24 protein-coding genes are annotated in these 23,757 nt (G+C 50.1%); 3 read left to right on the top strand and 21 right to left on the bottom strand.

All coding sequences use genetic code 11. From position 1 onward, the window contains the following. Nucleotides 1-148 precede the first annotated feature (148 nt). Entirely contained in the window at nucleotides 149-898 is a 750-nt protein-coding gene (locus tag DXC57_RS14855; protein WP_118653350.1) for an adaptor protein MecA, read from the top strand. 139 nt (nucleotides 899-1,037) lie between these two features. Then, nucleotides 1,038-1,208 (top strand): 4Fe-4S binding protein, encoded by a 171-nt coding sequence (locus DXC57_RS14850; RefSeq protein WP_022358869.1) that lies wholly within the window; start codon nucleotides 1,038-1,040, stop codon nucleotides 1,206-1,208. Nucleotides 1,209-1,291: 83 nt separating this feature from the next. Here DXC57_RS14850 and DXC57_RS14845 read toward each other — a convergent pair whose 3' ends face one another. The 21 genes from DXC57_RS14845 to DXC57_RS15905 form a co-directional block, all read right to left on the bottom strand. Then, nucleotides 1,292-2,014 carry a helix-turn-helix domain-containing protein gene (locus tag DXC57_RS14845; RefSeq protein WP_107001810.1) on the bottom strand — a complete coding sequence of 241 codons (723 nt, stop codon included), beginning with the start codon at nucleotides 2,012-2,014 and terminating at the stop codon, nucleotides 1,292-1,294. A 207-nt stretch (nucleotides 2,015-2,221) separates the two neighbouring features. Continuing rightward, a complete protein-coding gene (locus DXC57_RS14840; RefSeq protein ID WP_118653348.1) occupies nucleotides 2,222-2,704 on the bottom strand; it encodes a GNAT family N-acetyltransferase in 483 nt (160 codons plus the stop codon). Between the two features lie 78 nt (nucleotides 2,705-2,782). After that, a complete protein-coding gene (dnaB, locus tag DXC57_RS14835) occupies nucleotides 2,783-4,114 on the bottom strand; it encodes a replicative DNA helicase (protein ID WP_118653346.1) in 1,332 nt (443 codons plus the stop codon). Nucleotides 4,115-4,130: 16 nt separating this feature from the next. Then, nucleotides 4,131-4,577, bottom strand: a complete 447-nt coding sequence (rplI, locus tag DXC57_RS14830; protein ID WP_022358874.1) for a 50S ribosomal protein L9 — start codon at nucleotides 4,575-4,577, stop codon at nucleotides 4,131-4,133. A 2-nt stretch (nucleotides 4,578-4,579) separates the two neighbouring features. After that, complete coding sequence (locus DXC57_RS14825; protein ID WP_118472512.1) at nucleotides 4,580-6,628, bottom strand: DHH family phosphoesterase; 2,049 nt, start codon at nucleotides 6,626-6,628, stop codon at nucleotides 4,580-4,582. Nucleotides 6,629-7,237: 609 nt separating this feature from the next. After that, nucleotides 7,238-7,852, bottom strand: a complete 615-nt coding sequence (locus DXC57_RS14820) for a cytidylate kinase-like family protein (RefSeq protein ID WP_118638463.1) — start codon at nucleotides 7,850-7,852, stop codon at nucleotides 7,238-7,240. Between the two features lie 320 nt (nucleotides 7,853-8,172). After that, on the bottom strand, nucleotides 8,173-8,748 hold the full coding sequence (locus tag DXC57_RS14815) for a biotin transporter BioY (protein WP_118653344.1): 576 nt from the start codon (nucleotides 8,746-8,748) through the stop codon (nucleotides 8,173-8,175). Nucleotides 8,749-8,766: 18 nt separating this feature from the next. Beyond that, nucleotides 8,767-9,720 carry a biotin synthase BioB gene (gene bioB / locus DXC57_RS14810; RefSeq protein WP_118653342.1) on the bottom strand — a complete coding sequence of 318 codons (954 nt, stop codon included), beginning with the start codon at nucleotides 9,718-9,720 and terminating at the stop codon, nucleotides 8,767-8,769. A gap of 354 nt (nucleotides 9,721-10,074) precedes the next feature. Beyond that, the gene (hydF, locus tag DXC57_RS14805; protein ID WP_118653340.1) at nucleotides 10,075-11,274 is read right to left on the bottom strand and encodes a [FeFe] hydrogenase H-cluster maturation GTPase HydF; all 1,200 of its coding nucleotides are present in this window, start codon (nucleotides 11,272-11,274) and stop codon (nucleotides 10,075-10,077) included. 19 nt (nucleotides 11,275-11,293) lie between these two features. Further along, complete coding sequence (gene hydG / locus DXC57_RS14800) at nucleotides 11,294-12,721, bottom strand: [FeFe] hydrogenase H-cluster radical SAM maturase HydG (protein ID WP_022358886.1); 1,428 nt, start codon at nucleotides 12,719-12,721, stop codon at nucleotides 11,294-11,296. Nucleotides 12,722-12,886: 165 nt separating this feature from the next. Further along, on the bottom strand, nucleotides 12,887-13,942 hold the full coding sequence (gene hydE / locus DXC57_RS14795; RefSeq protein ID WP_243101499.1) for a [FeFe] hydrogenase H-cluster radical SAM maturase HydE: 1,056 nt from the start codon (nucleotides 13,940-13,942) through the stop codon (nucleotides 12,887-12,889). Nucleotides 13,943-14,032: 90 nt separating this feature from the next. Next, the gene (locus DXC57_RS14790) at nucleotides 14,033-14,299 is read right to left on the bottom strand and encodes a TM1266 family iron-only hydrogenase system putative regulator (protein WP_022358889.1); all 267 of its coding nucleotides are present in this window, start codon (nucleotides 14,297-14,299) and stop codon (nucleotides 14,033-14,035) included. A 506-nt stretch (nucleotides 14,300-14,805) separates the two neighbouring features. Beyond that, on the bottom strand, nucleotides 14,806-15,570 hold the full coding sequence (locus DXC57_RS14785) for an amino acid ABC transporter ATP-binding protein (protein ID WP_022358890.1): 765 nt from the start codon (nucleotides 15,568-15,570) through the stop codon (nucleotides 14,806-14,808). Nucleotides 15,571-15,590: 20 nt separating this feature from the next. Continuing rightward, nucleotides 15,591-16,241, bottom strand: a complete 651-nt coding sequence (locus DXC57_RS14780; protein WP_333489850.1) for an amino acid ABC transporter permease — start codon at nucleotides 16,239-16,241, stop codon at nucleotides 15,591-15,593. Nucleotides 16,242-16,440: 199 nt separating this feature from the next. Beyond that, on the bottom strand, nucleotides 16,441-17,298 hold the full coding sequence (locus DXC57_RS14775) for an amino acid ABC transporter substrate-binding protein (RefSeq protein WP_118538604.1): 858 nt from the start codon (nucleotides 17,296-17,298) through the stop codon (nucleotides 16,441-16,443). A 290-nt stretch (nucleotides 17,299-17,588) separates the two neighbouring features. Further along, nucleotides 17,589-17,855 (bottom strand): 30S ribosomal protein S18, encoded by a 267-nt coding sequence (gene rpsR, locus DXC57_RS14770; RefSeq protein ID WP_022358893.1) that lies wholly within the window; start codon nucleotides 17,853-17,855, stop codon nucleotides 17,589-17,591. Nucleotides 17,856-17,932: 77 nt separating this feature from the next. Continuing rightward, entirely contained in the window at nucleotides 17,933-18,394 is a 462-nt protein-coding gene (locus tag DXC57_RS14765) for a single-stranded DNA-binding protein (protein ID WP_022358894.1), read from the bottom strand. 25 nt (nucleotides 18,395-18,419) lie between these two features. Next, nucleotides 18,420-18,707, bottom strand: a complete 288-nt coding sequence (gene rpsF / locus DXC57_RS14760; protein ID WP_107001800.1) for a 30S ribosomal protein S6 — start codon at nucleotides 18,705-18,707, stop codon at nucleotides 18,420-18,422. Between the two features lie 240 nt (nucleotides 18,708-18,947). Further along, nucleotides 18,948-19,142, bottom strand: a complete 195-nt coding sequence (locus tag DXC57_RS14755; RefSeq protein ID WP_022358896.1) for a DUF951 domain-containing protein — start codon at nucleotides 19,140-19,142, stop codon at nucleotides 18,948-18,950. Between the two features lie 23 nt (nucleotides 19,143-19,165). Beyond that, nucleotides 19,166-19,888 carry an NAD-dependent protein deacylase gene (locus DXC57_RS14750; RefSeq protein ID WP_117796749.1) on the bottom strand — a complete coding sequence of 241 codons (723 nt, stop codon included), beginning with the start codon at nucleotides 19,886-19,888 and terminating at the stop codon, nucleotides 19,166-19,168. A gap of 102 nt (nucleotides 19,889-19,990) precedes the next feature. Next, the gene (locus DXC57_RS15905) at nucleotides 19,991-22,045 is read right to left on the bottom strand and encodes a GNAT family N-acetyltransferase (RefSeq protein ID WP_118538606.1); all 2,055 of its coding nucleotides are present in this window, start codon (nucleotides 22,043-22,045) and stop codon (nucleotides 19,991-19,993) included. Between the two features lie 328 nt (nucleotides 22,046-22,373). Between DXC57_RS15905 and DXC57_RS14740 the strand changes: the two genes are divergently transcribed. Then, a complete protein-coding gene (locus DXC57_RS14740) occupies nucleotides 22,374-23,738 on the top strand; it encodes an MATE family efflux transporter (protein ID WP_107001797.1) in 1,365 nt (454 codons plus the stop codon). The last annotated feature ends 19 nt before the right edge of the window (nucleotides 23,739-23,757 follow it).

The following is a 23,757-nucleotide window of genomic DNA, read 5'->3' as shown; positions in this document are numbered from 1 at the left end:
TACCAAGGTTCCAAAGTCCAAAACATGAGTAAGCAGCCTTTTTCCGCAGAAAAATGAGCGGATTACGAATGTCTTGCAAAATTGCGGAAGTGCGAAGCACGAAGCATTTGGTATCTTAACCACCCAAAAGACAAGGAAGTGAAAATCCATGAAAATAGAACGCATCAACGAAAACCAGATCCGCTGCACCCTGACAAGCAGCGATCTGAGCGCCCGCAACTTAAATCTGGGCGAACTCGCCTATGGCACAGAAAAGGCGAAAAAACTGTTCCATGAAATGATCCAGAAGGCATCGAATGAAGTCGGCTTCGAGGCGGACGATATTCCTCTGATGGTGGAAGCAATTCCGCTCTCCAGTGAGAGCATCATGCTGATCATTACCAAGATCGAGGATCCAGAAGAGCTGGACACCCGCTTTTCACGCTTTTCCCCGGGAAACGAGGACGAGCCTCTGACAACGCTTGCCAACGAGCTTTTAGAGGGCGCGGACGGGCTTTTAAGCCTGTTTACTGACAATGGCAAAAATACCGCCGCAAGCCCGCTGACCGGTTCGGACGCGCCTTCCACTGAAAAGGCAGAGCCAGGTTCCAAACTGCCGGCAGCGCGTATTTTTACTTTCGGCTCCCTCGACGAGGTCTGCCGGGCAGCGCGCATCGCAGCTCCAGTCTGCGAAACACCGAACACGCTTTATAAACACCCGTCCGACGGTCGTTACTACCTTGTTGTCCGCCAGACAGCCGACAGCACCGACGCATTCAACCGCCTGTGCAATCTCCTGTCCGAGTACAGCGAACCATTAAAGACTGCCGCTGCCCCGAATGCATTTGAGGCATACTATGAGGAGCATTATGAGACGATCGTCCGGGAGCACGCGCTCTCAACGCTCTCGACCTTGTAGGAATGCTGACTTCCAGAAAAATCGTTTTTTTCCATTGCTTCTATTTTAGAACATGAAAACCATCAATTTCTCCTTGAATATTTCGCATTTTTAGTATAGAATATAGCCAAACGCATAAATATAAAAGGAGGATTTTATCATGGCATTTGTAATTACTGATTCTTGTGTAAGTTGTGGTTCCTGTGCTGGCGAATGTCCAGTTGGAGCAATCTCTCAGGGAGATGGCAAATACGAAATCGACGCTAACAGCTGCATCGACTGCGGTACATGTGCAGGCGTATGTCCGACCGGCGCTATCGAGCAGGGCTAATTAAACACAAACAAAAACGAAATATCTACATAAAAAAGCCTGTCGTTTCCGACAGGTTTTTTTATGCCCTTTTGCAGAACTTATCACATCTTATTTCCATTCCGTCCAAATTTCTTTTTCTTTACACGGGACCGGAAAAATGGAAACCGCCCTGGCGCAGCAGCCGCTGCTTCCGCTCGCCCCTGGTTTTCCCGCTGATACGCGCGGATGACCTCGTCGAGGCGCTTGAAGCGCTCTTCCTCCCGCTCATCAGAGACCCGCATCAGGTATTCCAGCTCCTTCATCAATTTATCATGCACCAGATAGCTGACATCCTGGCTCAGTTTTTCGCTGTTTTCCTCGATCGCGCGCCCGATGACCTGGTTCATGATCTCCTGAAACTGGCGCATCTTCTCCCCCGCCAGAGGCTGGGAAACCTCTGCCTGCGGCAGTTCTGTTTCCTTGTTTTCTACCTCTGTATTTTTTTTCATTTCCATATTTTCCTGCCTGCTCATGTTACGCTCTCCTGTTCCCGTTTCCCGGAAAACCGCCTGTGCCTGCGCTTCCAGAAGCGCTTCCGGTTCTGTTTTCTGATTTTCTTCCACTTTTCCGAGGATTCCCCGTATGGCTTTCAACTGGTACCCCTGTTCCTTCAACTGCTTGATCTGACGGAACAGCTGGATATGAAACTCCGTATAGTACCGATGCCCCAGTTCATTTCTCGGAATCGGAAGCCCCAGCTCGTCCTCCCAGTACCGGAGCACGTGAGCCTCCACCTGCACCTGTCTGGAAGCATCCGAAATCAGGTAATGCTTGTTCTTATTCATTCTGCTTGTCCTCCCCGGTACCTTACTACTACTATATGCGGGGTTCAAAATAAATATGAATAGCATTTACATAAAAAACAAGTTCCGGAACTCCTTCACCATCGGTCGGAACGATTACCATATCGTAGCTAAATGCCATCTCGCTGACGGTAGAAGGCGAATGAATGACATAAATAAAAAGAGGGGATTAAATTTCCCCTCTCCATTCTACAGCTTCTTCTCAAAGCACCAGTAATCATGCCCCTGCAGCACATACTCACCGACCTTCTCAAAGACCAGCTTCTCGTACGACCGCAGCGCTTTCACATTGTCCTTCGCCACCAGCATATGGGCACTCTTGCAGCCGCGTCTTCTAAGTTCCTCCATCGCGCCTGCCAGAAGCTCGCGTGCGATGCCTCGGTTCTGGTACTTCTCCGCCACACCCAGTCTGGAAATTTCTGCCGACGGCTGCAGCTCCTCCGACCAGCAAGCAATCGATTCCACCTCCGGATCATCATCGATCGAAACCAGCCCCGCGATCTCCCCCGACACATCATCCCGGATACAAAAAAGCGAATCCCTGGAAAAATCCGACTGTAGCTCCGGCTCCCCTGGATAGATGTCCGTCCACGCGCAGAACTCGGTTCCAGCTAAGGCGCGGTAAAAATGGCGGACGGTATCCAGATCCGATTCTTTTATCAATTCAAACATTTCTCATATTCCTTTTTACATAATAATCTTTTATCAATCATATATTTATCCGGTCCCGTCCCTTACACGATTCTATCGTTATTTCGCCAAATTCGCAAACTTCGTCAGCTCCGGTCTCCACATCAGCTGCACCGTTCCAATCGGACCATTACGCTGTTTGGCAATGATTACCTCCGCGATATTCGGCGTATCCGTATCCTTGTTGTAATAATCATCACGGTACAAAAACATAACCACATCGGCATCCTGCTCAATCGCACCAGACTCACGCAGATCCGAAAGCATCGGGCGGTGGTCCGGACGTGTCTCGCAGGCACGGGAAAGCTGCGACAGGGAGATAACCGGCGCATTCAGCTCTCGCGCCAGCGCCTTTAGTGAACGGGAAATCTCCGAGATCTCCTGCTGGCGGTTCTCTCCGCTCTTTCCGCTGCCGCTCATCAGCTGTAAATAGTCGATAATGACAAGGCTTAAACCGTACTCCAGCTTCACCTTGCGGCATTTCGAGCGCAGCTCCGAGATCGAGATACCCGGCGTATCATCGATGATCAGCTTGGAACTTCCGATCGTGCCGATGCCTTCCACAACGGCATCCCAGTCGGAATCCGTCAGCGTACCGGTACGCAGCTTCTGGGAATCGACATTCGACTCCATCGACAGCATACGGTTGACCAGCTGTTCCTTCGACATTTCCAGGCTGAATACCATGCACGGAAGCCCTTTTTTGACCGCCACATGCTCGACGACATTCAGAACAAACGCCGTCTTACCCATCGAGGGACGCGCCGCAATCAAAATAAAATCGGACGGCTGGAATCCCGACGTCCGGTAATCCAGATCGATAAATCCGGTCGGAATACCCGTGACGGTGCTGTTGCTCTTCGACGCCGCCTCAATCTTTTCCAGAACATTCAACGCCACCTGCCGGATCGGCACAAACTCTCCGCCTCCGCGGCTCTGGAGCAGGTCAAACACCGATTTCTCCGTGTGCGCCAGAATATCCTCCAGCTTGTCCCTTCCGCCGTAACAGAGGTTTTCAATCTCCTCATTCACTTTTATCAAACGGCGCAGGACTGCCTTTTCCCGCACGATATTGGCATACGATTTGATATTGACCGAGGTCGGCACAGATGTCATGATATCCCGGACAAAGTCCAGGCTGCTGACCTCCGGCGGAACATCTTTTTCGCGCAGCCGATTTTGAAGCGTCACCAGATCGACCGGCTTTCCTTCATTGAAAAGCTCGACCATCGACTCAAACATGACGCCATACTGGTGCTGGTAAAAATCGGCGCCTGTGATAATCTCAGACGCCGCGATAATTGCTTCCCGATCCATAAGCATGGATCCGATGACTGACTGTTCCGCCTCTACACTGTGCGGGAGAACCCGCTTTATCAGGGCTTCATCCATGATTCAGTCCTCCATATTAAGCTTCTACAACCTTTACTGCCAGTTTTCCGGTTACTTCTTTGTGAAGCTTGATCGGAACTTCGTGTGTGCCAAAGGTCTTAATCGGCTCCGGCAGAACCAGTTTCTTCTTGTCAATATCCAGATTTAACTGATCTTTGATCGCCTTTGCAATCTCCTTGGAAGAAACAGAGCCGAATGCTTTTCCGCCCTCGCCTGCCTTGATGGACAGGGTGATGGACTTATCCTCCAGATGTTTTGCCAGATCCTTCGCTGCTGCCAGGTGCTCTGCCGCGATCTTCGCCTCATTTGCCTTCTGCAGCTTCAGATCATTTAAGTTCTTCGGTGTTGCCTCGATTCCCAGTTTCTTTGTCAGAATAAAGTTGCGTCCATAGCCATCGCTTACCTTTACAATCTGACCTTTTTTGCCAAGTGCCTTTACATCCTCTAATAATACAACTTCCATCGTTATATTTCTCCTTTCTCCATCATATCCGTAATGAGATCTTTTAATTTCTCTCTGGCTTCATCGATCGTCACACCCTTAAGCTGTGCGCCCGCAATCGTGCGGTGTCCGCCGCCGCCTAAGCGCTCCATGATAATCTGCACGTTGATCTCATCGATCGAACGCGCGCTGAAATAGATCGTGTCGCCCATCTGCGTCAGGATAAATGACGCCTTGATGCCTACAATATCCAGCAGCTCATTTGCCGCCTGTGCGCCAACCACGGTAGGACTTTCAAGTCCTTCGGACGGACACACGGAAATCGCAAATGCGCCGTGATAAATCTCTGCTTTCTGGATCGCCTCAGCTCTCGCCCGGTAGTCCTCCAGCCGGTCGCGGAACAGCTTTCTCACACGCACGACATCCGCGCCGTTTCTACGCAGGAACGCCGCCGCCTCAAAGGTGCGGACACCTGCCTGGTTCATGAAATTGTTTGTGTCAATCACGATACCGGCGTACATCGCATCCGCCTCCGCCGGCTTGATCTTGATGCCGTCGTCGCCGATATACTGCAATACCTCGGCTACCATCTCACACGCCGAAGACGCATACGGCTCGACATAAGATAACACCGCATTGTCGATGATCTCGCTGCTCTGGCGGTGATGGTCGAGCACCACGATCGTTTTGATCTGCTTGAGCAGTTCCGGTGCCTCCGTGATACTCGGGCGGTTGACATCAACCACAACTAACATCGTGTTGGAATCCGCCCACTCTGCCGCTTCCTCGCCGGTTAAGAACAGATCCTCCGGGTAATCAGAGCTGTTTTCAAACCGCGCCATCATCGGTTTCACGGAAGAATTGACCCCATTGATGACGATCCGCGCCTTTTTATTAAAAGAGGTCGCAATCCGCCAGATACCAATCGCCGCACCAAAGGAATCCGTATCGCCGATCTTGTGTCCCATGATCAGCATCTTATCCTTCGTATCCATCAGCTCGCGCATCGCATGCGCTTTGACACGTGCCTTGACACGGGTCGTTTTTTCCAGCTGCTGCGATTTGCCGCCGTAGTAGCGGATCTTCGTGCCATCCTTGACGACCGCCTGATCGCCGCCGCGTCCCAGCGCCATATCAATCGCCGTTCTCGCATACTCATAGTTGCGGATGTAGCTGTCGCCGTTCATACCCATACCGATACTCAGCGTGACAGCCATATCATTTCCGATATTAACCGTCTTGACATCCTCCAGGATCGAAAAGCGGCTCTCCTGAATCTCTTTCGTGTACTGCTGCTTGATCACAAACAGATACTTGTCATTTTCCAGCTTCTTGACGATACCTTCCATCGCCATAAAATACTTCGTAATTTTCCGGTCAATCAGGGCAACCAGCAGGGAACGGCGTACCTCCTCGACACTCTCCAGCGCCTCGTCGTAGTTGTCGAGATAAATAAGTCCCGCCACCAGACGCTGGTTGTTGATCTGCTGCTTGCAGCGCAGAATCTCCGTCTCATCGCAGAGATACAGCACTAAAAGCATCTCACCGCTGTCCTCGTCCACCGCGCCAAGCTTCATACCTTCCGTCTCGCTCAGCGCCACCTGCTGGATATCGATCCGGTAAAATCTGCCGTCAAATGAAGAATGAACGCTCGTTTTTTCGTCCATCTCATCCAAAAATTCCCGCGTCAGTTCCGGAAAGACCGCCGCGATATTCTTACGGCAGTTTTTATCTTCTCCGACGATCTCCGAAAAGGAGTGGTTCAACCAGAGGAAATGTCCCTCTGTGTCCGCGATGGCATACGGCACCGCCATCTCATAGAGGAGCTGTTTCTGCACCCACGCATACTCCGCCGAAAACTCCACCAGTCCGCCCATCAGACGTTTTCTCCGGTATATGAACAGCCAGAGTGCCACCAGCACATATATAACCGTAAATCCGGACATCACAAGACCGGCAGCCGGGCTCACAATCCCAACTGCCAGGTTCGCCGCCAACAGGAATACCGACAGTATGATCGGCCACTGCAGATACGTCCGCAGCTGACCTCGTATTTTCATATTTTCTTTCATCTCATTCTCCCGTGCATACAATGTTGCTGTCCATGTGCCGGTTTTCAAAATACCTGCCATGAGCAGTAACGATAAAGCAACCAAAATGACTTGATGCCCCTTATTATAGCATAGTGAGGGGGATTCGTCCAGACAATCCCCCATTGACAAACCAGAGCCGCCGTGCTAGTTATTGTGCACGCATACGTGCCCAGTAACGGAATTTGCCGTGGCTTCACATTTAAATACGGCAAATTCCTGCTACCACCACGTTTTCTTACGGCACTTTCGGTTCCAAAAGTGCCTACCCGCGAACAATAACGTGCTGGTTACTATTCACGCATACGTGTACAGTAACCTGCGCTCGTATATCTTTTACGAAATGCTTTATATGCTTTAGTCTCGACTATAAAGTTGGTCGAGCTAGTAATAAGACACAAAAATAACCGCCCCGGTCCTGCAAACTTGAGCGGTTATTTTTAACTTATCATTTAAGGGTCCAACCGTCTATCGGTGAGATCCTTTATATATAGATAACATAACTACAAAAAATTTCAATCATCTTCTTTGCATCTGTTATCTTAGATATCCTCATATCGACTGCATGAAACTATAAATGCCACTCTTCTTTTACTTCACCGCCTGGCAAATCAACTCCACGCACTTCTCAATTCCCAAATCTCCGCTGTTCAGCATCAGATCATAGTTTTCCCTGTCGCCCCAGCGCTGATTTGTATAGTTTTCATAGTAGATCCGGCGGCGTTTGTCGGTCTGGTGCATAAATTCATCGATATGCTCTTCCAGATCCCCATATTCGTCAATCGCGCGGCGGAGCCGGATATCACGATCCGCATAAACAAAGACACGCAGTACATCCGGACGGCTTCTCAGAATATAATCAGCACATCTTCCGATAAATACGCAGCTTCCGCGCTTTGCCGCCTCCTCGATCGCCTTCTTCTGCGCCACATAGATCTGCTCTGTCAATGGCAGCTCACTGAGCTTCGGCTCCTTCGGATAGGAAAGTCCATACAAAGTTCCCATCGCGAAATTGTAAAGCAGGCTGTTTGTCAGGCGCTGCTCACGATCCGCAATAATTTCCGCTGGAAAACCGATCTCCTTCGCAGCAGCATCGATCAATTCCTTATCATAAAATTCCATTCCCAGTTTTTTAGCGGCAGCCAGACCAATCTGACGACCTCCGCTTCCATATTCACGACTGATAGTGATAATCTTTTTCTCCATACAACTGCCTCCTCCCTGTTCCTCCGGAATCTCCCTCTTTTTTCTGTCTTTAGTATAACACACGCCCCGAAATTGTTCAAGTTTAGTCACACTCACTTCTTATTTTTCTGTATTTTATTCCATATATGTGATTATTTCTGTTTTCTTTTACCTTTATTTTTTCTTTTCTTCTAAGTTTCTATAAAATGTGAACCAACTTCTTCGTTTCATTCAACAAAAAAAGATGGATGAAAGCGTTTTATGTATTCCACTTTCACCCATCTGTCCTTCATTTTAAATATCATTTTATCTAAACAGTCATTTTTACAGCCAGACGCTTTTTACTCTCCTAAGCGGTAAATTTCGCGGCGCAGCTTCGGTCCGATCAAAGCTGTGAAAATGATTTTGACTGCATCGCCCGGCAGATACGGGATAACGCCCACACCCAGTCCGGCTACAAAGGTCATGTTAAGCTGACCTGCCAGCCATACCGTTCCGAAAATATAGCAAATCGCCAGTCCCAGTACCATGCCAACGATATGCAGGGCTACTTTGCCCGGAAAATGATCCACGAAAAATCCAACAATCAGCGCCATCAGGATAAATCCGACGAGATAGCCACCGGTCGGTCCTGCCAGCTTACCGACTCCTGCTGTAAATCCGGAAAATACCGGAACGCCCACCATGCCAAGCAGCATATAAATCAGGTAACTGATCGTGCAAGCTTTCATTCCCAGCACATATGCCGCCAGATAAATAGCAAGATTTGTAAAGGAAATCGGAACCGGGCTGAATGGAAGCGGAATCGAGAACGGTCCCAGAATACAGGTTACCGCCGTCATCACGCCAATCAGCGCCATCCGTTTGGTTGTAAAGTAAGGTTTGTGCTCCGCTTCTGCGGAAAGTGTTTTACTCATGATATGGATACTCCTTTTTTATAATGTGAAACCCATAGCCGCCAGCATCTCCTGGTCCTCGCTGATGCGGTTTCCGGAAGTTGTCAGCATATCTCCGGTGATGGCTGCATTCGCGCCGGAGCGGAATGCCCGTTCGCCGGAATGTTCCATTGAATTTCGTCCTGCTGCCAGACGGACCATCGCAGTCGGATTGATATAGCGGAAAATAGCAATCGTCCGCAGGATCTCATCCTCCGAAAGCGCTGCCTGATGTTCCAGCGGCGTGCCCGGAATCGGACGCAGGATATTGATCGGAATTGACTTGATCCCGAGCTCGCTCAGCGTGATCGCCATGTCGATCCGGTCTTCCCAGGTTTCTCCCATGCCGATGATGCCGCCGGAACAGACGGAAAGTCCTGCCGCCTGCGCGCGCCGGATGACCTCCAGCTTGTCCTCAAATGTATGTGTTGTACAGATATTCGGGAAATTTCTCCGGGAAGTCTCAATATTGGCATGATACCGTCCCACGCCCGCCTCTTTCAGACGGTTGAAATCTTCCTGTGACAGAAGTCCGTGGGAGGCGCAGAGCTCTACCTTGCATTCCTTCTTCATAGCGCGGTATGCCCGAAGCGCCTTCTCCATTTCCGCTCCCGTCAGCGCACGTCCCGCCGTCACGATGGAGTAACGATGTACTTTCTTTGCCTCATGACGCTTGCAGTCCTCCAGAATCTCCTCTGGCTCCAGAAATGGATATTCTTCCACCTTCGTATGATGACAGGCTGACTGCGCGCAAAACTTGCAGTCCTCGCCGCAGCGTCCGCTTCGTCCATTAATGATAGAACACAGATCCACATGGTTTCCGCAGAGCTCCTTTCGGATTTTATCAGCCCCCGCACAGAGCTCATCCAGATCCTCACTCAATAAAAAGCTTAAATCCTCGCCCCGTTTCAGACGGCGTCCTTTTATAATATCTTCTGCCAGTTGTAAACTCATATCTTCTACTCCTTATCAAAATCAAAACACTTTTTTTGGTTATCCTTCGGTCCAACTTAAAAAATATCCTATTTTTCTCATTTAGCTAACTTTCGCTATTATAAACCGTTGATTTTTAAATGTCAACATATTGGATTAATATAGTTTACATTCTGGCATCTGCGAAATCTAAAAACTGCTTCGCGCAAGTGCGCATCCTCGCGGAGCGTTTTTTCATAGGACGCAATTTCCTATGAAAAAAGCTGCTGTCCGACAGGCATTCCCATCGTCCAGCAGCTTTGTCAGCCTTTATTTCTAAGTTTCGTAACTGTTCAGTATCTTCACAGCCACGCGCAAAAATCCATTAAAAATTTCCTACCTGATCGGCTCCAGTGCCCCCATGCTCCGTTTCAAAATTCCCTTCATATAGGCAATCAAAATCCCATAATTGGTCATCGGGATCTCCTGATCGGCAGCGCTTCGAAGACGGCTCTTCATCTCCCGCGCATTCAGCATACAGCCGCCGCAATGAACGATCAGCTTATAACCGGACACATCCTCTGGAAATTCCGTCCCCGATGTAAAATGAAACTCCGGCGCTTTTCCCGTGTACTGGCGGATCCAGTCCGGCAGCTTCTCCGTGCCGATGTCACCACACTGGCGATGATGCGTACAGCCCTCAGAAATAAGAATCGGATCTCCGTCCTGTATCATTTCCAGCGCTTTGGCGCCCTCCGCTGCCTGTTTCAGATCCCCCTTATACCGCGCAAACAAAATGGAAAAGGAAGTCAGACGCACCTGCGGCGGCGTCAGCCGGTCTACCAGCGGAAATACCTGGCTGTCCGTGATTACCAATGCCGGAGCTTCTTTCAATTTTGCAAACGTCTCCGAAAGTTCACTTTCCCGGCAGACAAACGGCATCGCACCGATGTCCAGCAGATCCCGGATGACCTGCTGCTGCGGCAGAATCAGCCGCCCCTTCGGCGCCGCCTTGTCAATCGGAACAACCAGAATTACCGTATCAAACGGTTTTACTAGATCAGCAGCCAGCCGTTTTTCATCCGTCTCCTGTGACGTAAGACGTGCCATTTGCTCTTTTAACTGCTGGATTCCTTCTCTCGTCCGGGCACTCACATAGGCGGTATGTTCCACAACCGGTTCCTGTTCCGATTTTCCCGTCAGCAAATCCATCTTATTGTAAACCACCAGATACGGGATTTCCTTCTTCTCAAACAGCCGGATCATCTCTTCTTCCCAGCTGCTGATTCCTTCCACCGCATCCACCACCAGGACTGCCAGATCCGCCTTATTTAAGACTTGACGAGTCTTGCCAACTCTCTTTAAGCCCAGCTCGCCCTCATCGTCGATTCCAGGCGTGTCGATGATAACCACCGGACCGAGCGGCAGAAGCTCCATCGATTTATAGACCGGATCGGTCGTCGTCCCCCGGATGTCCGACACGATCGCCAGCTCCTGCCCGGTCACCGCATTGACCAGACTCGATTTTCCCGCATTTCTCCGTCCAAAAAACGCGATATGTACCCGCTCGCCGGACGGCGTCTCATTCATTCCCATTTTGATCCTCCTGATTTAGCTAAAACCTGAAATCCCGCTGCCCCTTTTCAATTTCAACCAGATTTTTCCTCACGATCTCCTGCACTTTTTCTTTCGGAATCGAACCGATCTCCGCCTGAATCAGCTTCTCTCCAATCTCTTTCGTCCCCGGCGCCGCATAATCTTCCAGATACTCCTTGAGCGTCATCAGCGCATTCGGATGACAACAGTTCTGAATCTGCCCGCTCTTGCACAGGCTCATAAAGCGGTCGCCCGTCCGTCCTTCCCGGTAGCACGCCGTACAGAAGCTTGGGATATAGCCTAATTCCATCAGCCAGCGGACCACCTGGTCGAGTGTCCGGTTGTCGCTCACATCGAACTGCGCCGAATTTTCCTCCTCCGGCTCTTCCTCTGCATATCCGCCGACACTGGTGCGGGAACCGCCGCTGATCTGCGATACGCCCAGCCGCAGCACCCGCTCCCGACAGGCTTTGCTCTCTCTCGTTGAGATAATCATGCCCGTGTACGGAACTGCCACCCGGATGCAGGCTACGATCTTCTCAAAAATATCGTCGCTGATGCCGTTGTCAAAGGTCGATGGGTCGATATCGTCCGCCCGGCGGATGCGCGGCACACTGATGGTGTGCGGACCAACACCAAAAACTGCCTCCAGATGTTCCGCGTGCATCAAAAGTCCTGCAAATTCATACCGGTACAACTCCAGACCAAATAAAACGCCAATTCCCACATCGTCGATACCGCCCTCCATCGCGCGGTCCATCGCCTCCGTGTGATAACAGTAATTGTGCTTTGGTCCCGTCGGATGCAGGCGCTCATAGCTCTCCTTATGGTACGTCTCCTGGAACAGGATGTACGTTCCGATTCCCGCCTCTTTCAGCTTCCGGTAATTCTCCACCGTCGTCGCCGCAATATTGACATTGACCCGGCGGATCGCCCCGTTTTTATGCTTGATACTGTAAATTGTCTTGATACTGTCCAGCACATATTCAATCGGATTGTTGACCGGATCCTCGCCCGTCTCCAGCGCCAGACGTTTATGTCCCATATCCTGAAGCGCAATTACCTCCCGGCGGATTTCCTCCTGCGTCAGCTTCTTTCTGGCAATGTGCTTGTTTTTCATGTGGTATGGACAGTACACGCAGCCATTCACGCAGTAATTCGACAGATACAGCGGCGCAAACATGACGATCCGGTTTCCGTAGAAATCCTGCTTGATCTGGCGCGCCAGCTCAAAGATCTCCTCCACCTTTTCCGGGATCTCGCAGTCAAGAAGCACTGCCGCCTCGCGGTGGCTCAGCCCTTTTCGAAGCCGCGCCTTCGCCAGAATCTGGTCAATCAGTTCCACGTTGTTTTTGTTCTTCTCGGCATAGGAAAGAGTCTCTAAAATTTCCTCATGATTGATAAATTCCTCTGCCTTTTGGGATGATGGGTTGTAATTGTAACTCATAGTTTCTTCTCCTTTTCTTACAGGTCAGGATGATAGCTGTCATGTTTTCCTCCGGAATTTTCAATTTCAAAAATGCCAGCATGGTCAGCCGTCCTTCGCGTCCTTCCCCGTCAGTTTATTTATCTGTAAGCATCTTTCGATGCCAACAAACCAAATCGCAGGCTTTTACCCCTTATAATCTCCCCGGTCGATGACTACCTCGTACCCGATGCTTTCCATGCGCCTCTTCATGCAGTTGATGCACTCCGCCGCCTCGTCTCCCGTGCAGATTTTATTGTCATAGAGCATATATTTGGCGCGCACCCCGACCGGAGACAGGTTCGGCATCACGACGTTTCCGCCTGCCAGAATCCCCAGTTCGCGTCCCATCGGATGAATCGTTCCGAGCGCTGTCGTCGCCGGAAGCAGCACTTTCGGCTTCAGCAGGCGAAGCAGCCCTAAAAGAAACAGTGTCTCTTCCAACGTTCCTGCCGCCTCCCCGCCAAACGGAGTGTCGTGCTGCGGAATAAACGGACCGATTCCCACCATTTCCGGATCCAGTTCTTCGATAAAACGCATATCTCTCGCCAGACAGCGCGCCGTCTGGTGCGGCGAACCGACCATAAAACCGCATCCGGTCTGATAACCAAGCGCCTTTAAATCACGCAGGCACTGCATCCGGTGTTCAAATGACATCTCTGCCGGATGCAGGCTCGCGTAATGGCACGCGTCCGCCGTCTCATGGCGCAGCAGATACCGGTCCGCCCCTGCCTCTTTCCAGCGTTTCAACGTATCATACTTCTTTTCTCCGAGCGACAAAGTAATCGCACAATCTGGAAATCCTGCCCGGATCGCCTGCACCATCTCCATCACCCAGTCGTCCGTCATCGCCGGATCCTCACCGCCCTGCAAAACAAAAGTGCGGAATCCCAGCTGATAACCATTCTCACAGCAGGAAAGAATCTCCTCCCGACTCAGGCGGTACCGGCTTGCATTTCGGTTGCTCCTTCGGATACCGCAATAAAGACAGTCGTTTTTGCAATAATTGCTGCACTCAATGAGTCCCCGCACATACACCGCTTTTCCGTACTCTCTTTCCCGGATGCAGCGCGCTTTTTCAAAGAGGTAGTCCGCCAGCTCCGGTGAACGTCCCTCGATCAGACTGACCCACTCATCCTCCGTCAGGGACTCCCCCGCTTCAAGACGGTCAATCAATCTCTTTAATTCTGTAATCGTTTCTATCTGTTCAGCGCCTGGACGGACCGCCTCCCGCCACCAGTCAGACGGTCGAAGCCCCGCGCGTGTAAAATCTGTCATTCCGTCACCTCGTTTTCATTCCTGTGCTTCCGGCGCCTTCGAATACAGCGCCTTCGAAGAAATCCCACGCAGCATCCCCAGCTTCCCGGACAGCGCACTGATCACATCACCCGGCGCGTCAATCACGACGCTGATAATATTCACGTTCCGTTTGTGGTAAGGAATCCCCATCCGCCCTACGATATACTGCCCGTACTGATGCAGTACCTTATTCAACTCTTCCGTATCTCCCGTCTGATCGACCACAATACCGATCACGGCAACTCTTGATTCTGTCTCCATGTTTTTCCCTCATATCTTCCTGTTTATCTGTCCAAATTTTTCTCTACAACAGATACCATTTCAAATATCTCTGCTAAAAACCATGCTGCGATCCTGTCCTGCAAAATCTTCCATCCACAGGCACCACTTTTTCCAGCTCCGCCTTTCTATAGAGCAAATGGATCAAAAAGAGCCCGCGCAGACGCGGACTCCATCCATCTCAAAAAGGGTATACGAATCTCCATGAACCGCTCCCCTTTCCTTCAAGACCCGTCTCAAACGTCAGCATCGCTTTTCACCACTTCCAGCATCGCCGGAACACTCGATTATTTCTGTTCCATTCCTTTTTGAAAGGTATCTACTGCCTCGCAAATCGGAATACTTGATAAAAGCGTATCACATTTACTGTAAAATTGCAAATAACACTTATATGCTTCCCCATAAAATGCTTCCCCATAAAAAACGGGCGTCGCCGATTTTCTACTCCAAAACCAGCAACGCCCATCTTCCGTTTCCCTAATTATTTCTTACAGAATCTTCCCATACCGTCCCAAAAAGCTCTTCGTTCTCTCATTATCCGAAGCAAACACCTTCTCCGGCGCGCCCTCCTCGACGATGAGTCCGTCTGCCATGAAGATCACGCGGTGGGAAATATCTTTCGCAAACGCCATCTCATGGGTAACAATCACCATCGCGATGTGCAGATCCGCTAACGACTTAATAACCTTCAATACTTCTCCCGTCAGCTCCGGATCCAGTGCGGAGGTCGGCTCGTCGAAAAACAGAATCTTCGGATTCAGTGCCAATGCACGGGCGATCGCCACACGCTGGCACTGACCGCCGGAGAGCTGGTACGGATAATAGTCCTCCTTATCCTCCAGACCCATTTTTTTCAGAAGCTCGCGCGCCTCTTTATAAACCGTCTCCTTGTCGCGCTTCTGCACATGGATCGGCGCGTCTGTGATATTTTTCAGCACAGAATAGTGCGGAAACAGGTTAAAATTCTGGAATACCAGACCGTACTGGCTGCGGATCTCCTTCATGTCCTTCTTATCCGCATAGCTGACCTTGCCATCCGCGCCCGTCCAGGCTGCTCTCTTTCCTAAATATACGATCTCGCCGTGGTCCATCGTCTCCAGCATCGTCGCGCAGCGCAGAAGCGTCGATTTACCCGAGCCGGACGGTCCGATGATGGACACGATCTCGCCCTCGCTCACACTCAGTGAAATATCCTTTAAAACCGACAGATCGCCGAATGATTTTTCCACATGATTTAATTCTAACAGGTTCATTTTCCACATTCCTCCCGCTTCTATCGGTAATAATCCAGCTTTTTCTCAATCCATTCCATTGCAACTGCCACAACCAGATTGAAAATATAGTAAAAGACGGCTGCTGCCACAAACGGCATCATATTCGTCTGGGATGCCGCCAGCGCCTTGGCGATTGAGAACATCTCCGCCACGCTCAACGTAAACGCCAGAGACGTATCTTTTACCAGCGTGATGACCTCATTCGTCACCGACGGAAGAATCCGCTTGATTACCTGCGGCAGGATGATCTTGAAGAAGGTCTGTGCCTTTCCATAACCCAGAATCTCCGCTGCCTCATACTGTCCGACCGGCATCGACTGGATGCCGCTGCGGTAAATCTCGGCAAAATATGCCGCATAGTTAATGACAAAACCGATGAAGGTAGCCCACAGACGGTAACTGCTGCCGACTTTGATGCGGAACAGATAATACGGTCCAAAATACACCACCATCAGCTGCAGCATCAGCGGTGTGCCTCGCATAATCGAAATATATACTTTTACAATCGTCTGGATCAGCTTGTTCTTCGACATACGCCCGAACGCGATCACGAGTCCTAACGGAAGTGAAAATAGCAGTGTGATCACAAAAATCTGTGTGCTGACTGCCATACCACCCGCAAGCTGTGTAATCATCTGCTGGAGTGTCATCTTACCCATAATTATCCCATACCTGCTTTCTAAAATGTAGATTCGTTACTGTTCACGCATACGTGCCCGGTAACGGAATGTGCTGTGACTTCACAGTTAAACACATAAACCGCGAATGGGGACTGCCATGAAATCATTCACAGCCGTCCCTATTCCTATTATTTAATAATGTTTCGTTTTTACAATCAACGATTAATTACTATTTGCCGATGGTAGTTACGTCCTTGCTAAACCATTTCTCAGAAACTTCCTGTAAGGTTCCGTCCTCTGCCATCTCTTCCAGAGTGCTCTGAACTTTATCTCTTAACTCGGTGTTGCCCTTCTTGAAGCCTACGCCGTATTCTTCCTCAGAAAGGGAATCGTCCAGAATCTTGAAATCAGCGTTTCTCTGCTGAATCTGATAGCCAGCTACGATTACGTCCATCGCAATGGCATCAACGGCGCCCTGCTCCAGATCCATGAATGCGGTGTTGTAATCAGCGGTTGTCAGAAGCTCCTTGAAAGTAGCGGTCAGTTCCGGTGCCTCTTTTAAAGCTGCCTCTGCAGAAGAATCTGCCTGAACCTCTACGATCTTGCCTGCCAGATCCGCCTGGCTGTTAATATCCGAATCATTGGCTACGACAAATACCTGCTGGTTTGCCATGTACGGCTCAGTCCAGGTGTAATCATCCTCACGACCCGTCATCGTAAATCCATTCCAGATGCAGTCGATATTGCCGGACTCAAGCTCCATATCTTTAGAATCCCAGGCAATCGGCTGTGCCTTATATTCCAGACCCAGACGTTTTGCAACTTCCTGTGCCAGCTCCAGGTCAAATCCAGTGTACTCGCCGTCATCGCCTACAAATCCCATCGGCGGGAAATCCTGATCAAAACCAACAATCAGAGTGCCGCCGTCGGTTGTCTTCGCCTCTTCTGCGGTGGTTTCCTCTGCCTGGCTCTCAGCCGCCTCTGTGTCTGCTGCGGTTGTCTCTGCTGCGCTGTTGCTGCTGCCACAGGCGGTCATGGAAAGTGCCATTACTGCAGCCAGTGCTGCGCTCACAAATCTCTTTTTCATAATTGGTGTCCTCCTCGTTTTCAGACAGTGGAAGCCGTTCTCCCTTTGCCGGTTTCCGTCTCGCTTTTTAGTATGCTACCATATTAGCATACTAAAGCGTTTTTGTAAAGCACTTATTTTTGAAATCTGTCTTTTTGTGTAATAGGGAATTCCATGGAATTTCCTATTATACAAAAAGGGATCCCACATGATCTCTCACATGGAATCCCAATCATTTTTATCCTCAATAATTGAGTGAAATTTGAGTAAAAATCTTCTTTTACCCTTAAAAAACCCTTATTTTACAAGGATTACTCGCAAACATACGGCATCAGGGACAGATGTCTTGCTCTCTTGATAGCTACAGTCAGAGCTCTCTGATGTTTAGCACAGTTGCCAGTGATACGTCTCGGAAGGATTTTTCCTCTCTCGGATACGTATCTCTTTAATTTATTTGTATCTTTGTAATCGATTTCGCCGTTCTTCTCGCCGCAGAATACACAAACTTTTTTTCTTCTACGCATACCGCCTCTTCTGATCTTGGAAGCGTCTGTTTTATCGCCTTTATTGAATGCCATTGGTCTTTCCTCCTTCACACACATCAGCCTGATGGCGCTCTCGCGCACTCCGTCCGCCGGGGGACCGATTCCCGAACCTAGTTGAACGGAAGGCCTTCGTCTTCTACTCCATCAGGAATATTCATGAATCCATCGCCGATTGCGCTGGACGGAGCCGGGCGCTCTGCCGGACGGTAACCGCCGTCGCTGTTGCCAGATGCCGCATTCTTGCTCTCTGCAAATTCCTGATCCTCTACAATCACTTCTGTCGTATATACTTTCTGACCGTCACGATTGGTATAGCTGCCAGTCTGAATTCTTCCGGTTACTACGAGCTTGGTTCCCTGATGAAAATACTTCTCAGCGAATTCGCCTGCTCTGTCAAATGCAACACACGGAATGAAATCCGCTGTCTGTGCGCTGTCGTCTCCGTTTCCGCCTCTGCGGCCTCTGCGGTCTACTGCCAGCGTGTATCTGGCGATTGCCATAGCTCTCTCGCCCTGAGAGTATCTCACTTCCGGATCTCTCGTTAATCTGCCCATCAGAATTACTTTATTCATACGATCACTCTTTCTTTATCTACTCTTACGCATCCTGTCTTACGCATAAGTATCTGATAACCGGCTCCATGATGCGGATGTGGTTCTCCACCTCATTCGGGCATACGGAATCAGACTCGAAATGTACGAAGTAGTAGAATCCTTCTTTCATTTTCTGAATCTCGTAAGCAAGTCTCTTCTTGCCCCATTCATCAATGTCAGTTACTGTACCGCCGAAACGTGTGATGTAACCTGTTACTTTCTCCATCGCTGCGGCTCTCTCTTCGTCCTCGAGTTTTGCGCTAAGAACAACTGCTAATTCATATTTGTTCATGCTCTTTCTTACCTCCTTGTGGTCACTGACCCCCTGACTCCAGCAGGGAGTAAGGATTTTTGTGTTATATATTACCGAATATCTATGATACCAAAAAAGGAACGGCTTGGCAAGCACTTTTTCGAGATTTTCTATGTAAATTTTCTCGTTTTTTCCGGGCTTTCTGCCCCTTCTTACTGCATTCTTTTACTGACTGCCAGATCATGAAGCTGCCTGCATCTGTACGCCCACCCGCCGCTCTTATTCGGACTTCTCTCCCGCTTTTTTCAGTCCTCTGGTACTCTTTTCTACCAATGGTCGTGCCATCATCACCTGATGCCCGCAGCCGGCACATTTCAAACGGAAATCCGCGCCGACCCGCAGGATCTCCCACTCATGGCTGCCGCACGGGTGCGGCTTTTTGAGTTTTACAATATCTCCAACCTCGTATACCATTTCCTCTCTCCCCTGTTACTACCTTATACTCCGACCGCGTCCCCCAGCACCTTCCCGATGCTGTCGCTGATAACCAGATCCGCCTGACCATCGCGCGAGGTCGCTGATTTATTGATCAGAACCAGTTTATTTCCATGATAATAATCAATCAGCCCCGCTGCCGGGTACACCACCAGCGAGGTGCCGCCGATGATCAGCATATCTGCCTTGCGGATATGGGCAATTGACCGCTCAATTACCTCATTGTCCAGTCCTTCCTCATACAGCACGACATCCGGCTTGATCACGCCGCCGCAGCCGCACTTCGGCACGCCCTTCATCTTCAAAATATCATCCAATCCGTAAAACCTGCCGCAGCGCGTACAATGGTTGCGGAGCACCGATCCGTGCAGCTCCAGCACCTCTTTGCTGCCTGCTGCCTGGTGCAGCCCGTCGATATTCTGGGTAATGACCGCTTTCAGCTTTCCTTCCTGCTCCAGCTTCGCCAGTGCCAGATGCGCCCGGTTCGGCTTTGCATTCGGGAACAGCATCTTATTGCGGTAAAACCGGTAAAATTCCTCTGGCTTTCTCATATAAAAGCTGTGGCTTAAAATCGTTTCCGGCGGATAGTCATACTCCTGATGGTACAGCCCGTCCGTGCTTCTAAAATCCGGGATATTGCTCTCGGTCGAAACACCCGCCCCGCCAAAAAACACAATATAATTTGACTCATTAATCCATTTTTTTAATGTGTCTGTCTCTCCCATCTGACGCACTCTCCTCTCCTTTTTCTGAAAACATAAAAGCGGTTGCTATTAGTTTACATAAAATCAGCATATTCTCTATCCTATACAATTACAGCACACACTCTACACAATCTCATCCAGATACACGCCGTTCACCGTATCCACCTGTGCCAGAATCTCTGCCAGCCCCTTATTTTCAAGCTGTCCGCCCCAGATTTCTTCCGCTTTCCGGCAGCCAAACAGCCAGCTCACCAGCTCTTCCGGCTTCGCCTCCAGCCATATGGAAACATTTTCCGTGCAGCCGCAGGTATTCGGCTCCGGCTTCCGCGCCTTCAGGCTGGAACCTGTCTCCCCAATCGTCCAGACAAACTCACCGTTGTTCATTTCCAGAATCGGATCATTCATACGGATGCCCAGTGTGAGCATACGTTTTTCTTCTCCCTGCTGCTCTGCCTGTTTTAAGCCAAATGCCGCCAGCAGCGCCCCGATATTCGTCAGGCGCGCCATATTCCACAGCTTCTCGCCCGTCTTGACCGTGTATGCGTCCTCCGCATACAAAAGCCGATGTTCACGGACTTCCCAGCCCCAGTAGGCATCCAGGCCAACCAGCCTGCCGTCCTGTTCCAGGAATTCCAACGTGCCATTTTCAGAAGCCAGCTCCTTGATGAGACGGCTCACATACGCCGCATCCCGGCGCGTATACATCTCATACCGTGCGCCCAGCCACTGTTCCATATAGACAGCAGCCCGCCCGCAGTCCTCCGGCGTATCCTGGCACACCGTGCGCGTCAGCGTCTTTTTCGCCTCCTCGGTCAGCTCATAGGATGCCACATTTCCGATGAATGTAAATCCCATCGGCGCATACACAGCCGGGTTGACTGGAACCAGATACGTGATCGGCTTTCCGGCTGCCTCCTCGTCGTGAAGCATTTTCACAAATACGTCCCGGAAATGTCCTTCGCGGCGGCGGCTCTCCTCGGTTGCTACTCCGACCAGGTAATCAAGCTTCCAGAGGCGTCCACGCAGCTTCACCGCATACGGATTGTACTGCACCATCGAAATCAGAAGTCCATTATCCTTTTTCACCAGAATCTCGTTATCCTTCGTCTTTTCCTTATAATAATACTCGATAAAACTCTCCGAATCTTCCGGGAAACACATATGCCAGAGATGCTTCGTCTCGTCCTTATCCTCCGCGTCCAGATACGTCAGCACACTTCCCGCCGTCGTATTGGCGATCTGCTCCGCCCAGTGATAGCCCTTGCTGCCGTTTAACAGCTGTTCTACCAGATATTTGCGTGCATAATCCGCCGGATAATACGTCATTTTCGCCTTCCGGAGTCCCTCTAATCCCATATCGTCCTCGCGGTTGACCCACTCAGCCTCAGGAAATTCCTCTATCAGGAACTGTTGGTTGATAAACTGGTACAGACCGTTGATCTCCGGGTTTGCCTTCTCAATATGGATAACCGCCATATGTTCCACCGGATTGTAGCTTCCGATCGTAAATGCCTCCATCTGACCGTCGATATACACGCCGCCCATGTGGATGCTGAATTCTGAACAATTTTTCAGAATATCGTGAATGCCCTTTACCTCATAATCGAGATGTTCCTCGACCTCCTCGCCCTTCTGCTGTCTCCAGCGGTCCAGAAAAACCCAGACATCGTGGCTGTCCGAACAGCACAGACGGCGGTACTCATAGCGCCCCTCATATTCGCGCTTAAATGCGTTGACGCGGTTTTTCTTCTTATGCAGTTTCTTTCCCGCCAGGGAACGCATCGCATCGCCGTTGTAGAGATAATCCCTCGAATCGACCTGCTCTTCCACCAGATATTTGTCCTCCGGCAGATTTAAATATTTCACTGCATACTCATCCGCCAGATTGATAACCAGCGGATATCCCAGTTCTTCATTAAAATACTCCTCAATCGCCGCAAACGCCCCAGGCAGGTCTTCCTCCCGGCACAGCGGCATCGCGGAAAAACAACGTCCTTCATTCTCCATCAGCCATAAAAGCGCCTTATTTTCCCAGATTGCATAACGGACATTATAATAATCTTTCCAGACATAGCTCTCCAGAAATACGCTGTCGCACGTCATATTGTGGCGCATCGCGTAAAACGGAAGCATCTTCTGGATACTGTTAACTTCAATTTTTTTAAACTCTAAACTCATGAAACCTCCTGTGTAAAATCAAAGTGGGTTTTATTTGCCTTCTCATATTATACCATAAATACTAAATTCAGCTATCGCCTTTGGCTCTGCTTCATTAAGTATTTAGGTATGACTCGCACTAAGCTCGAAAACACCTCGCTAAGTGCTCATATTATACCACAAATTTCCTACTTAAAAACAAGGATTTTCTTCCCTTGACTCTATAATTATTGTAGACATTATAGTTATTTCTGATAAACTATACTCAGAAAATGATTTCTGCGGCGTTTTCTTTCTGACGGCCGACGGCAGAGTCATCTATTTTTACCAGAAAGACGAGGATTTATTCATGGAAAAGAATCTCACCTCCGGCAGTGTGCTGAAAACAGTTATCTATTTCTCCCTGCCATATTTGTTATCTTATTTTTTGCAGACACTCTACGGCATGGCGGATCTGTTTATTATCGGGCAGTTTGGCGGTGTGGATGGGACGACGGCGGTCTCGGTCGGCAGTCAGGTCATGCATATGCTGACGGTTATGATCGTTGGTCTGGCGATGGGCGCAACGGTTCTCATCGGACGCGCGGTCGGCGCGGGTGACCGGAAGCTTGCGGCGCGCGGCATCGGTAACACGATTTCCTTATTTGCAGGTCTGTCCATTCTTCTGACCGGACTTCTGCTGACGACGGTTCACGGCATTATCAGGCTGCTGTCTGTCCCGGAGGAAGCGGTAAACGGCACCGCGGCATATCTGATGATCTGCTTTGCCGGCATCCCGTTCATCACCGCCTACAATATCATCAGCTCTATTTTCCGCGGCATGGGAGACTCCAAAAGTCCGATGTATTTCGTTGCAATCGCCTGTATTATCAATATTGCGCTTGATTACCTTTTAATGGGCGTGTTTTCGCTCGGTCCGTCCGGCGCGGCGCTCGGCACGACCCTGTCACAGATGTGCAGTGTCCTGATCGCCCTGGTCGTAATCATTAAAAAACGGATGTTTCCGGGTTTTCGTCTCCGTGACCTCCATCCACATAAGACTACCATAGCCTCCATCCTGCAGGTCGGAATCCCAGTTGCAGTTCAGGACGGCTTTATACAGGTTTCTTTTCTGGTTATTACCATGTTTGCCAACCAGCGCGGATTAAATGATGCGGCGGCGGTCGGAATCGTTGAAAAGCTGATCGGAATCCTGTTTCTGGTTCCATCCTCGCTTCTCTCCACGGTTTCCGCCCTCTCCGCTCAAAATCTGGGTGCCGGAAAACCTGAGCGTGCCCGTCAGACGCTGCGCTACGCGATCTGCATCACATTTTCTTTCGGGCTGATCATCGCAATCGCCATGCAATTTGCTGCCGGTGCCGCCGTCTCCCTCTTTACTGATGAGGCAGAGGTTGTCCGGCTCGGAACCCAGTATATGAAGAGCTATGTGCTGGACTGCATGATCGCCGGTATCCATTTCTGCTGCAGCGGTTTCTTCTGCGCCTGCGGACTGTCCGGGCTGTCGTTCCTGCACAACTGCATCTCGATCGTGGTAGCGCGCATCCCGCTCGCATGGCTCGCATGCCGCTATTTCCCGGAAACACTGTATCCGATGGGACTCGCAGCGCCGATCGGATCTCTCATCTCCGTTGCCATCTGCCTGATTGCATTACGGTGGATTAGACGGCATCCGGAAAAGCTGGTTATGAATTTACATCCAGTTGAAACTGAATAAATGCTGCATTCCCATCTGG

The sequence above is a fragment of the Clostridium sp. TF06-15AC genome (assembly GCF_003481165.1).
In the GTDB taxonomy this organism is placed as follows: domain Bacteria; phylum Bacillota; class Clostridia; order Lachnospirales; family Lachnospiraceae; genus Otoolea; species Otoolea fessa.
The sequence above is the reverse complement of the archived record's forward strand: the minus strand, read 5'-3'. Positions and strand labels throughout refer to the sequence as shown.